The sequence below is a fragment of the Stutzerimonas stutzeri genome (genome assembly GCF_002890895.1).
Lineage (GTDB): Bacteria > Pseudomonadota > Gammaproteobacteria > Pseudomonadales > Pseudomonadaceae > Stutzerimonas > Stutzerimonas stutzeri_AB.
In genome coordinates this window covers 171,993-184,729 of sequence record NZ_POUL01000002.1, presented here as the reverse complement: position 1 = coordinate 184,729, position 12,737 = coordinate 171,993, and the positions used below count along the sequence as shown (strand labels likewise).

9 protein-coding genes are annotated in these 12,737 nt (G+C 60.3%); 4 read left to right on the top strand and 5 right to left on the bottom strand.

Features of this window, described 5'->3' with window-relative positions; all coding sequences use genetic code 11:
- Positions 1–8: 8 nt before the first annotated feature.
- From CXK96_RS03800 to CXK96_RS03785, 4 genes are all read left to right on the top strand, one after another.
- Positions 9–980, top strand: coding sequence for a YVTN family beta-propeller repeat protein (locus tag CXK96_RS03800; RefSeq protein WP_102835171.1), 972 nt, complete (start codon positions 9–11; stop codon positions 978–980).
- Positions 977–1,705, top strand: coding sequence for an ABC transporter ATP-binding protein (locus CXK96_RS03795; RefSeq protein ID WP_102835170.1), 729 nt, complete (start codon positions 977–979; stop codon positions 1,703–1,705). Before CXK96_RS03800 ends, CXK96_RS03795 begins: the two co-directional genes overlap by 4 nt.
- Before the next feature lie 55 nt (positions 1,706–1,760).
- The gene (locus tag CXK96_RS03790; RefSeq protein ID WP_102835169.1) at positions 1,761–2,552 is read left to right on the top strand and encodes an ABC transporter permease; all 792 of its coding nucleotides are present in this window, start codon (positions 1,761–1,763) and stop codon (positions 2,550–2,552) included.
- A gap of 332 nt (positions 2,553–2,884) precedes the next feature.
- Complete coding sequence (locus CXK96_RS03785; RefSeq protein WP_102835168.1) at positions 2,885–3,550, top strand: response regulator transcription factor; 666 nt, start codon at positions 2,885–2,887, stop codon at positions 3,548–3,550.
- 171 nt (positions 3,551–3,721) lie between these two features.
- Here the strand turns inward: CXK96_RS03785 and nahK are convergent, their stop codons facing one another.
- The 5 genes from nahK to CXK96_RS03760 form a co-directional block, all read right to left on the bottom strand.
- On the bottom strand, positions 3,722–6,370 hold the full coding sequence (nahK, locus tag CXK96_RS03780; RefSeq protein ID WP_102835167.1) for a hybrid sensor histidine kinase/response regulator NahK/ErcS': 2,649 nt from the start codon (positions 6,368–6,370) through the stop codon (positions 3,722–3,724).
- On the bottom strand, positions 6,288–7,481 hold the full coding sequence (gene nosP, locus CXK96_RS03775) for a nitric oxide-sensing protein NosP (protein WP_423835179.1): 1,194 nt from the start codon (positions 7,479–7,481) through the stop codon (positions 6,288–6,290). Before nosP ends, nahK begins: the two co-directional genes overlap by 83 nt.
- Positions 7,482–7,669: 188 nt before the next feature.
- Positions 7,670–8,857 (bottom strand): porin, encoded by a 1,188-nt coding sequence (locus CXK96_RS03770; RefSeq protein ID WP_102835166.1) that lies wholly within the window; start codon positions 8,855–8,857, stop codon positions 7,670–7,672.
- Between the two features lie 278 nt (positions 8,858–9,135).
- The gene (pqqF, locus tag CXK96_RS03765; RefSeq protein ID WP_102835165.1) at positions 9,136–11,667 is read right to left on the bottom strand and encodes a pyrroloquinoline quinone biosynthesis protein PqqF; all 2,532 of its coding nucleotides are present in this window, start codon (positions 11,665–11,667) and stop codon (positions 9,136–9,138) included.
- A 105-nt stretch (positions 11,668–11,772) separates the two neighbouring features.
- The gene (locus tag CXK96_RS03760; RefSeq protein ID WP_102835164.1) at positions 11,773–12,729 is read right to left on the bottom strand and encodes a MerR family transcriptional regulator; all 957 of its coding nucleotides are present in this window, start codon (positions 12,727–12,729) and stop codon (positions 11,773–11,775) included.
- Positions 12,730–12,737: the final 8 nt, after the last annotated feature.

Here is a 12,737-nt window from a genome sequence, read left to right as displayed (position 1 = left end):
GAATTCAGATGACCCGAACACTCCTTGCTGCCGCTGTTTCCTGTGCACTGGCTTGCGCCAGCGCATCCACCCTCGCCGCCACCGCCTATGTGTCCAACGAGAAAGACGACACCGTCAGTGTGATCGATCTGGATACCCTGGAAACGGTCGAAACGCTTGAAGTAGGCCAGCGTCCACGCGGGTTGACGCTGTCGCGCGACAACAAGCTGCTCTACATCTGCGCCAGCGACTCGGACACGGTGCAGGTCATGGACCTGGCAACCCGGAAGATCATCAAACAGCTGCCGTCCGGCGCTGACCCCGAACAGTTCGCGCTGCACCCGAACAATAAGTGGCTGTACATCTCCAACGAGGACGATGCGCTGGTGACGGTGGTCGACGTCGACAACGAAGAGGTGCTCGCACAGATCGATGTCGGCGTCGAGCCTGAAGGCATGGGCGTCAGCCCGGACGGCAAGTGGGCGGTAAATACCAGCGAAACCACCAATATGCTGCACTGGATCGACACCAGCACCAACCAATTGGTGGACAACACCCTGGTCGACCAGCGCCCGCGCCACGTGGAATTCAACAAGGACAGCACGCTGCTCTGGGCCTCGTCGGAAATCGGCGGGACGGTCAGCGTCGTTGACGTTGAGAAGCGGGAGATCATCAAGACGTTAAATTTCAAGATCAAGGGCGTGCATCCCGACAAGGTCCAGCCAGTCGGCATCAAACTCAGCTCGGACGGCAAATACGCTTTCGTCGCGCTCGGCCCAGCCAACCACATAGCCGTCGTGGATGCCAAAACCTACGAGGTACTCGACTACCTGCTGGTGGGGCGTCGGGTCTGGCACATGGCATTCAACATCGATGAGAGCCGACTGCTGACCACCAATGGTGTCAGCGGTGATGTTTCGGTGATCGACGTGGATTCGCTCAAGGTGATCAAGTCGATCAAGGTTGGCCGCTATCCCTGGGGCGTGGTGGTCGCGCCATGACGGCCCTGCGGGTTGAGGACGTCAGCTTTGCCTACGGGGAACGTCAGGCGTTGCACGACGTCAGTTTCAACACGGCAGCGGGCGGCTTCACCGCCCTGCTCGGCCCCAACGGAGCCGGAAAATCAACGCTGATCGCCTTGCTGACGCGCCTCTACGACTTGCAGCAGGGCGACATCCAGGTGGCGGGCTTCAGTCTGCGCAGCCAGCCGCGCGAAGCCTTGCGGCGGCTTGGGGTGGTCTTCCAGCAAAGCACACTGGACCTGGATCTAAGTGTCGAGCAGAACCTGCGCTATCACGCCGCCCTGCATGGCATGCCGCGCAAGGTCGCCAACGACCGCATCGAAGTCGAGCTGGATCGCCAGCAACTGGGCGAGCGCCGCAAAAGTAAGGTTCGCGAACTCAATGGCGGTCATCGCCGAAGAGTGGAAATTGCCCGTGCCCTGCTCCACAAGCCAAGCCTGCTGCTGCTTGATGAAGCCAGTGCGGGGCTCGATCCCGCTAGCCGCCAGAACCTCAACGATCACGTGAGATCCCTCTGCGATGAGCAAGGCATGAGTGTGCTCTGGACCACCCACCTGCTGGACGAGGTGCAGGCAAGTGACGAACTGATCATCCTCAACCGCGGAAACCTGGTCGCGCAGGGTCGAGCCGATACGCTGGCTGCCGCAGATGGCAGTCTCCAGCAGACCTTTGCCCGGCTCACGCGTAACGCGGTGCCAGCGTGATGCGCTCCAGCCAAGCCATATGTCCCAGGCCAAGTCCAACTCAGGAATCCTCGCCATGACACCCTATTGGGAATGCCTGCGAGCCATCGTGTTTCGCGAGTGGCTGCGCTTCGTTCAGCAGCGCTCGCGGTTCTTCAGCGCTCTGGTGCGACCGCTGCTCTGGCTGGTGGTGTTCGCTGCCGGATTTCGCGCCGCCCTGGGCATCGCCATCATCGAACCCTACGAGACCTATATCACCTACGAAACCTGGATCGTACCGGGCCTGGCCTGCATGATCCTGCTGTTCAACGGCATGCAGGGCTCGCTTTCCATGGTGTACGACCGCGAGATGGGCAGCATGCGCGTATTGCTGACCAGCCCTCTGCCACGCAGTTTCCTGCTGGCGAGCAAGCTGTTGGCAACTGCGCTGATCTCGCTGCTGCAGGTCTATGCGTTTCTTTTCATCGCCTGGTTGTATGGCGTACAGCCGCCTGCGGCAGGCCTGCTGACGGCTCTGCCAGCGCTGTTGCTGGTAGCGTTGCTGCTCAGCGCCCTGGGATTGCTGTTATCCAACGGCATCAGGCAGCTGGAAAACTTCGCCGGGGTGATGAATTTCGTCATCTTCCCGATGTTTTTCCTGTCATCGGCGCTCTATCCGCTGTGGAAAATGCGCGAAGCCAGCGAGTGGCTGTTCTGGATCTGCTCGTTCAATCCCTTTACCTACGCCGTGGAGTTGGTTCGCTATGCGCTGTATGAACGTCTCAATCCGCTGGCGCTGGCGGTTTGCTTCGGCCTGACACTGTTGTTCAGCCTGCTTGCAGTGCTCACCTTCAATCCGCAGCACGCTGCGCTACGACGGTCTACCTGAGCAGTTCACTACTACTTTGGTGCTGGTTTTCCTGTCGATTGTAGGATTTCAAACTGCGGCACTTTGCCCTGTAATGTGGCCGACTGAAGTACTGGAAAACAGGACATGCCAGAGCCCACCAGGCTTTGTAGCGAATCCAGACGCTACGGCGTCCAAAACCCACGACTGTTTCCCCATGGTTTTCTTTTGCAGGACTGGGCAAGCTTGTCGGTGAACAGAACCTGATCGAATAGGCGCCGCACACAGGCTGCCATTGGTCGATCGAAGCCGCGCACAACGAAGGTCTTCTTCCGATCTACCCCACCATAATCACAACAATGAGGTGACCGGCCATGTACAAGATACTGATCGCTGACGACCACCCGCTTTTTCGTGAAGCCATCCATAACGTCATCCAGGACGGCTTCCCAGGCAGCGAGATCCTCGAAACTGCCGACCTCGACAGCGCGCTGTCGATGACTCTGGAAAACGACGACCTCGATCTGGTGCTGCTCGACCTGAACATGCCCGGAATGCACGGCCTTAACGGGCTGATCAATATGCGCAACGAGGCACCGACCATTCCCGTGGTGATCGTCTCTGCCGAGCAGGACAAGCAGATCGTGCTACAGGCGATCACCTATGGCGCGTGCGGCTTCATCACCAAATCATCGCCACGCGCGCAGATGACCGAAGCCATCGAGCAGATCCTCAACGGCAATGTTTACCTGCCTTCGGACATCATCCGCAGCCAGAAGGCCACCACCCGTCGCTCCCAGCACAACGAACAGAGCATCCCGCCCGAGCTGCTACAGGCGCTGACCCGCAAGCAGCTTCTGGTACTGGAACGCATGACCAAGGGTGAGTCCAACAAGCAGATCGCCTACAACCTCGACATCGCCGAGACCACCGTCAAGGCCCATGTCTCGGCCATCCTGCGCAAGCTCAACGTGCACAACCGTGTGCAAGCCATCCTCTCGGCGGGCGACATCGACTTCACGGCATACCTGCGCCGCTGATCGGCCATTACCAACGCGGCCAGGTACGCCCCAGCGACAAGCCCTGTAGGAGCCAGTTTGCTGGTGATATCCGGGGCTCCTGAGTTACAGCTGATCGCGAGCAAGCTCGCTCCTACAGATTGACCATAGACGTCAGCGACGCCGAGCAATTGTAGAGCGAGCCTGGCGGTTCTAAGAATGCCCCTGTTCCATCATGTGGCACATGGCAGTCTTCAATTTCATCGGGCGCACCGGCTTGTGCATCAGCATGTGGCCCAGCTCACGCACCTGTTGTTTCAGTTCATTGCTGTAATTGGCGGTGATCATCAGCGCCGGTAGCGGGCTGGCACGCCGGGCATTGACCGTCTCGACTACGTCGACGCCGTTGCAGCCGTTGTCCAGGTGGTAGTCGGCGATGATCAGATCGGCATCGGCGTGGAAGTTGTCGACCTGACCGGCCAGGTCCTGTTCCGAGAGCGCCGTTACAACATGACAGCCCCAGCCTTCCAGCAAAGTGCGCATGCCGGCACAGATCGCGGTGTCGTTATCCAGAACCCATACGCGCGCGCCTTTGAGCCGTTCGAGCAACTGGTCTGTAGCTGACGGCTCTACGCTGGCTTTAGGCGCTCGCTTGGCCAGCGGCACTTCAATGGCGAATTTAGAGCCGCGCCCCGGCACCGAACTGACCTGAATCCGGTGGCCGAGAATACGCGCGATCTTCTCGACAATCGCCAGGCCCAATCCAAGCCCACGATCCTGCTGAGGCCGTACGCCTTCGCCGCGCTTGAACTCGTGGAAGACTTCCTCGAGCTTGTCCTCGTGGATGCCGATTCCCGTGTCCCACACCTCGATTGACAGGCTCTGCCGCCGGCGACGGCAACCCAGCAGCACGCGACCATGCGGGGTGTAACGAATGGCGTTGGTCAGCAGGTTACGCAGAATGCGCGCCAACAGTTGGATATCGCTGCGTACCAATGCGGAACAGGGAATGAAGTCCAGCTGCAGCTGTTCACTGCCGGCGATCTGGCGAAACTCCGCAGCCAGGGTCTCCAGCAGTTCACTGACGGCAAACGGGGCAATATCGGGCTTGATCACGCCTGCATCGAGCTTGGAAATGTCGACCAGCGTACCCAGCAGGTTTTCCACGTCTTCCAGAGAATTGCTGATGTTGCGGATCAGTCCGCCACTCGGTGCTGAAGGTTGCTCCAGCAGTGCGCTGGTGAACAGCCGAGCAGCGTTCAGGGGTTGCAGCAAGTCGTGGCTCACTGCGGCGAGAAACTTGGTCTTCGACAGGTTGGCCAGTTCCGCTTCGCGCTTGGCTTCACGCAACCGCGCCTCGGCGTGGGCGCGCTCGTCGATTTCGCACAGAAGCTGGTCGTTGAGGCTGGTGAGTTCCGCCGTGCGCTCACGGACTCGCTGTTCGAGGTTCTGATAGGCCTGGTGCAGTGCTTCGGCCGTGCGCCGGCGATCCGTGATGTCCTGAATCAACACAAAGATGCCAACCACCTCGCCGCTGGCCTGACGGTTTGGTACGTAAGAGCGCAGCATGTAACGCTGCTGCCCCGAGTGGTTGTGTTCAGCCATCTCGAAACTGACGCTTTCGCCGCACAAGGCTCGATCAATATAGGGTTCGAGCTGCTGCCAGTGTTCGCCACTGTGGATGTCACGCAGCGACTGACCAAGCATGCCTTCGCTGGGCCAGCGATACCATTCCTCGTAGACCTTGTTGGTGAATTCGTAGGTCAGGTCGGCTGACACATAGGCGATGAGCGCGGGCACGTGGTCGGTGATCAGGCGGATCCAGCGCTCGCTCTCGCGCAGCGCTTCGGCATGGCGGTAACGTTCGGTGATATCGGTGAAGGTGTTGACGAAGCCGCCTGTGGGCAACGGATGCGTCCGAACTTCAAGCGTCCGGCCGTCGAACAGGTGCTGTTCCAGCTCCTTCAGGGGCTGGCCTTCGGCATCAAGCGTGTTGGGCGTCAGCAGTTTCAGCTCACTGTCGGCCATTACCTCGTCGAATGGTCGATGCGCCTCGATGGGCGCCAGGCCGCAGAGCTCAAGAAAGCGACCGTTCCACAGCTCCAAGCCACCATCGGCGCTGACCATGGCCACGCCTTGCGAAAGGTTGTCTACCGCGCGCTGCAACAAGCGGGACTTCTGCGCCAAGGCCTGCTCGCGGCGCATGGTTTCGCTGATTTTCACCTCGGTGATGTCGGTGTAAAGCATCACCAGACCACCCTCGCGGGTGGGCCGCTCGCTCAGCTGCACCCAGCGTCCGTTTTGCAAACGGTAAACCGTCGGTTCGTTGGCCTTGCCCCGGTGTTCCTCGGCGATCAGCCCGCTGCTTTCAGCCAACCGTTTGAGCTCCGAGAGCCGTGTACCGCTGTTGATGCGCGCTCGGGTCCGGCTCCAGAGCGCCTTGAAGCGCTTGTTGAACAGAACGATGCGCTGGTCCTTGTCGAACAGCACGAAGGCATCGGAAATGCTCTCGATGGCATCGACCAGATGCTGATGCGCAGTTTCGGCACGCAGGCGGGCGTCGCTGAGCAGGCGGTTGCTGGCTTTCAGCTCGGCCATCGCCTGGTTCAGCGCATCGGTGCGTTCGCGCACCTGCTCGGCCAGCTCTACCGAATGCTGGAAGGCCGCGTAAGACGCGTCGCGCCCGGTGCTGCTGGACTCGATTCGCTCGATCAGCGCCGCGTTGATGCGCCGCAGCTTATGGTTTTCGCGCTCGAGCTCGGCCTGCCGGTCGAGTTGCTCAACGGGCACCTCTTTCTCCAGCCCGTCCACCTGGCCGGCCGATGGCGACGCCGGTGAAGGTCTGGTTGATATGCATGCCATTGAACTGCTCTCCGTAGGTGTTGAAACCGATCACCTGCTGGCGTCGAAGGAACGCCGAGATGTCGTCGCTGGAGCCATTGCCGTCGATCTCCAGCCGTCGCAGGAAACAGTCGCAGCCGATGGTCAGCAACGGCGGGCCGAGACGCTGTTCGAGGCGCTCGAACACGGCTTCGAGGTTGGGCATCAGCGGCCCCGGATGCATCGCGGTCAGTACGATGCCGTTCTCAACCGCGCAATAGAACGTCAGGCTGAGATCATCGTTGACCTTCTGAATCGAGCGTACGTAGTAATGCTCGTTGATACGCACCGCCAGCGGATGCGCAGCGAACAGGCGGTGATCGAGATCGCTGACCTCGACACCGATAAGCCGTGCGTATTCTTCGGCGGCGGGCTCAGCGTTCAGTTCATAGACACGCCGCGCATGGCTGTCCACGCGTGTCACCACCAGCTTGTCGGTGCGTGGCAGCATGTGATGTGTGGTGAACACCTCGAAATCCAGCCAGGTGTTGATCAGTACAACCGCCGCTGCCCCACTGTGAAACTTGCCGTCGTAGTAGACGTGCGTGTCGGCCAGGTGATTGTCGTCGCCGGCGGAGCCGCCGAAATGCGGAATGCTGCCAAAGGCAGCGCTAAGTGCGGAGAGCACGATTTCTTCGCGGCTGGACAGCCCGTCCAACAGGGTCAGGGCAAAGCTGTGATCCTTGATCGGCGCCAGCGAGTTGCTGCGGCAATCGCTGCCCAGCCGCTCGACCAGTTGCTGGGCATCGGTGAGGCTGAAACGGTCCATCTCGTCGATCAGCTCGCAGGCGATGGAAAAGTTGCGGTGATCAAAGCCAACCGCGGTCACGCAGCTGCGCCCATAGCCCTGCGAGGTGATCTCACCCGCCGACGTACAGCCGACCATGCGCACGCCACCGAAGTACTGGTGCAGCGCATCACCCAGTGCCGGCAGATCGTACTCTGCAGAACAAAAGAACAGGACAAAGCCGAGATGCGGATGAATCAGCTGGCGTGCCAGGTCCTGGGCCACCGTTTCGGCGTGCCGCGCTTCAGACATTGCTGTGCGCACTGCTAAGGATTCTTGCTCGACCACGCACCCCACCCCATACATCGATATCGTATGACCGCATTCTTGGTCAGGGCATAGGGTACGAACATGCTACTTCAGTACCGGCTGCGGCCTGCCAAGGTAGCAAAGCGACGAAACACCACGGCTCCTGTTGCTGCGGCTGCGGGTGGCGCCCCAAACAAAAAAACGGATGCCCCGAAAGGCATCCGTCTGATTGTCGCCGGCTGGGATTAGAAGCTCAGCGTGGCACCAATGGCGTAGGTGCGGGTTTCTTCATCAATGGCACTGGTATCTCGACCGGTCAACTCGAACTGGTTCACTTCGGCCACCAGCTTCAGGTTGTCATTGATGGTGCGGAAATAGGCGATGCCACGGGTTTCGTAATCGGCCGCCGTTCCCAGACCATTGCCGTCATCCTTGGTTTTGCCGGATGACAGTGCGATGCGGTTCTTGCCAAAGGTGTAGGAGCCTTGCAGCAGATAGCCATCGCTGTCCACGTCACGCAGTTGCGCTTCGCCTGCGTTGTTGGTGTAGAAGGGGTTGATGCCCTCGGCCTGGAAGCCTGACGCGGTAACGGAGAAGCCGGCCATCTTGGCCTGTACGCCGTAGCCTATGCCTTGGGAATCAACTTCGTCGACGGTGCTGTCGGTGTTTTTCGAGGTCTGCTGCATGCCGTTGACCCAGGAATAGATCTGAGCACCGCCAACCTCGAACTGATAGGTAATCTCGGTTTCGAAGCGCGGGCTGTCCTGGTAGGCCTCGTCCAACGCGCTGCTGGCGTCGTTCGTGGTGTCGACCGGGTCCATGATGCCTACGGCCACACGCAGGCCACTCATCACCGGTGAGCGATAGGTGACCTGGGAGGTTGGGAACGGATAGGGGTAACCCGTGCCAATGTTGCCAAAGGACACACCACCGAAATCAACCAGGCCCAGGGTGTCGCTAACCTGACCATAGCCGGTCAGCATCTCGTCCAGGAAAATGTTGGAGCGGCCGAACAGGCCGAAGTCCTTACCGAAAAGTACCTCGCCCCACTGGTCGTTAGACGCCGTGCCGTAGAACTGACGAACGTCGATGCCGGTCTCGGTGCCGTTGGTGTCGCTGTCGTTGATCGTGACCCAGAAGGAAGAGCGGCCGCCGACCTTGAGCTCGTCGAGCTGCTTGCCGAAGTTGAAGCCGATGTAATTGGGCAGGAAGCCCATCTTCACGCGGGACTGATCCCGGTCGAATTGCTCCCCAGCGCGATCGACATCGCTGCTGACGTAGAAGGTGTTGAAGTAGCCGTCTACGGTAAAGGTGGTGTCGTCTTTGTCGTAAAGCATGATTTCGGCAACTGCCGACTGGCTTAGGGTCATGCCAATCGCGCTGGCCAGAGCCAAAGGCAATAGTGTGGTAACCGCTTTCTTCTTGTTGTGCATGGCGCTCTCCGCTGATGTGACGACAGGCAGTCGTGTCGAGGCGGATTATCGAAAGCACAACCGGAGGGCCATACGCTCCAATGGCGGCGACTGGCTACTACTTTCGCCACGCTTAACGAATCAGGCGTTAAGGCCCTCCCTGCCGTTCCGTTCGGAGTAGCGCTTAGGTCTTACGCCGTTGCGCTTAAGTAGATCACCAGACGCTAGGCGACAGCTCCGGACTCGCGCGTGCGCGGTCAGACAGTGATAACGGAGCGTGTTTTTAGGAGCTGTTGAGGTCAGCGCCAGCTCAGGTCTGGAGTCGGGGCATTGGCCACCGCTACCCAGCTGGCGTCATCCCGGCGCAGTGCATCCAGGGCTGCCATCAGGTCCTGTCGCTGAAGCCTGCACATTTGGGCGGCAACTTCGGCAGGTCGATCGAGTTCATGTCCCGCCTGCAGGCACTGCCATGCCTGTTCGGCCTGGGCGCGAAAGTCTGCTCTGCTGGCTACGTGCTGGTCACCGGCCTGGCGTGCAGCTCGCTTGACCTCAATGTCAGCTTGGTCGGCCAGTTTCACCGCGCTGTCGTCGAGAAACTTCACGACATGCTCGAGGATTTCCTTGGCCGACGCCCTCGGTGACTGCACCGCGAAAAGTATTCCAGTATGCTCACCGAACTGACAGAAGCGGCTGAAGATAGCGTAGCCCAGTTGCAACTCGCTCCTTAACCGCCGGAAGAAGTCGGCTTCGATCACTCGCGCCAACAGCCGCCAGGACGCTTCGCACTTGGCGGTGCGGTCCGGCAACGGGCAGAACAACAGGAATCCGGTTTCGACCATCGCGCCGTCGCCGCGGACGTCGTGCCAATGCTTCAAAGCTGCGGGCTTACGCCGATCAGGGGGTATTACCGCAGGCGTTCCAGGCAATGCTTTGATGGCGTCGGCCAGCGGTCCACCCAGGGACGGCGCGAAGCCGATGGCCAGACCATGCCACTGAGCTGATTGCCACAGCCGAGACAGTGAGCCAAGGCCGATGTCCGCAGGCTGGCCGTCAACCACAGCAGAGTTCGTCAGCAGTCGAGGCAGATGTTTAAGTAACTGGCGAATCAGCATCTCATCGTTGCCGAGCGCAGCATCGCGCTCGGCCAGTGCAACGCCCTCGGCGAACGCTGCGGCTGGCGGCACGCCAAGCACTTGAATAATGTCAGTGATAATTGCCGGTATGGCGTCGGCAAAACCTTCCAATCTGAGACACCAGGCATTCCCGAAATCATCGAAACGCAGCGTTACGCCCGCTTGCTGCGCAGCCCATGCAGCCGGCTGCAGGGCATGCGCCACGGTGTGCCACAAAGCCGTGCAAGATTGGCCTCGCACCCACTGCCAGCGCAGAAACAGGGCGCCCTGCCCGCTCATGTCTTCCGGACCCTGCCAACGCAGTGCAGGCGTGATAGCACCCGCCTCATGGCGAACGATGTTGGGCTTCAACCAGGGATTCGCAGCGGGTGTTTGCCAGCGCCAGTCAGCCGGGACCGTATGCTGCGGCGGCTCCGTTTTCAAGCGCAGGGGAAAACCGCAGGTTTCGATGGGCGGACAGTCGCTCTTGTCGGTGGTGAGGACCAATGGCGGGGCCCCTAACATCTGCGCCGTAAGCGACCGCAGCGCCTGGCGAATCTCGCCTACATCGCTGTCGAGGCCCCATGCCTGCGAATCCACCCAGTAACGTAGCCGTGCCAGAGGCTCGGCGTTTTGCAGGCTTCGCTCACGGATCAGTTGGTATTCCTCGCTGCATGCCTGCCAACGCGCGTCATCCGAGAAGAAACCTATCCAGTCGAGCACCGCAGTGACGACAGCGGCGCGAGCGTCCAACCCCCGCTCTGTCAGCAACAGCTCGATGACCGCAACGCCCTGCCCTGCATACCAGTATGGGGTGCGCAGCTTTACCGACTGGCACAGTCCGGCTTCTCGCAGCCGTTGAGAGAGACCACCTGGCGCTTCGGAGGCAAGCCAGACAGACAGATAATCCAGCGCAGGCCCGGCATGCTCCGTCAACTGATCAAGCACAAACGCCAGGTGCAGGCGTGGCTGGGCATTGCTGAGTTGCAAGCGAAACCAGGCGTTGGCGTTCCAGCGCAATGGCTGAGCCTCATGTGGCACGAACGAATGGCTAGCAAGTTCAGCGTCCATCCGCTCGGCGAGACGCTGCAACGTTTCCTCATCCTGAGGCCCGGCCAGCAGTAATTCGATCTGGCCGGTTTGATAGAAGCGCCGATGATAGCCAAGCAGCGCCCGCTGAAAGGCAGTGTCCTCTACCGGCAGCGTGCCGCGGTTGCCCGCATGAAAGCCTCCGAACGGATGGGCTGAGCCGGTCGCATGCCCGAAAGCCGCATCGCACAGCGTTTCGGCGTCCTGCGCACGCGCCAGATACTCAGCCTGCAACACCTCGCGTTCGCGCAGCTGCGCTTCGGGGTCGAGCAGCGGATGGGCGAGCATATCCAGGAGACGGTGCAAACCTTCTTCGAACTGACTGGCCGGTAGTTGAAAAAAGAAGTCGGTATGCCGCTCTCGGGTCGAGGCGTTCAGCTGCCCTCCGCACCGTTGGACGAAGGGCATCAGACCTTCTGCTGCAGAGTATTTGTGACTGCCAAGAAACAGCAGGTGCTCAAGAAAGTGCGCCAGTCCCGGATAGGCACTCGGCGCGTCATGCGAGCCAGCGTGCACTCGCACCAGTGCTGCCGCCTTTGAGTTGCCAACCAACGGCAACAGGCGCACGCGCAAACCATGGGTAAGGGTTTTCTGCGGTGGTCGCTGGGCGGGATCGGCTGACGAATGCATTGGCGACGTGTTCCGGCTGAGAGTTGGAGGATCGCGCCAAGGTTCGCTTGACACAATGCTGCCTAGGCATCAAACCCTGATCAGGCTCGGCAAGGCCCGCGGTCGTCAGGTGTCCAGATGCCCATCGAGAAACTGCAGCAGACGGCGCTGCATCAGTTTGCCGGCGTTGCCCAGACAGGCGATCGGCGATCCGCGCAGCCCTTCCTGAGAAAACTCGGCCGCTTCACCCGCCATAGCCAAGGGGCAGTCGAGGCTCAGCGCAAGCTTGGCCAGTTGCTTTAGCAAAGCTGCATTGGGCGGAACGTTGGAGTACAACACCAATGCGCGCGGGCGGACTTTTTCGCAGATCAGAGTCAGCTCATCCAATGGCTGGCCGATAGCCAATACGCTGGCGGCTACCTCGTCGCTGGTAAGCAACAGGCCGGCGATCAGTAATTCCAGTTCGCGGCATTGACCAGGGACAGCCGCCAAAAGCACGCGATCTTGCGCCTGGGCTCGTGCAAGTTGCAGCCGCTGCAACACGCGAGCACGCAGGAAATTGTCGAGGAAGAGCCACTCGCTGGTTTGACCGAACTCATCCTGGCGCACCAGCAACTGTTGCCACAAAGGCAACAGCACGTCCTGAAATACCACTGGTAGTGGATACGTCGAGAAGACCTGTCCATACACTTGATCGAGGCGGCTCTCATCGAAACTGCTCACTGCCCGCTGCACCTGAGCCTGCCATTCACCCCACTCGCCGGCGACGGCCTCCTGCTGTTCAGGCGGCACCGCCGCTCGGGTTGCAGCGCTGCGTGACAGAATGCTGCCCACCTTGCTCACTGCCACGCCACGTTCCGTCCAAGCCACGATGCTGCGCACCGCCTCGACATCAGCCATCGAATAAAGGCGATGACCGCTTTCGGTGCGAGTCGGTTGGATCAAGCCATAGCGTCGTTCCCAGGCACGCAAGGTGACCGGGTTGACACCCGTCAGGCGTGAAACCTCTCGGATCGGGAACAACTCTTCCTGCTTGAGGGATGAAGACGAAAGCAGCGAAGAGGCACGGGCAAATTCGGTCATGACGCGCA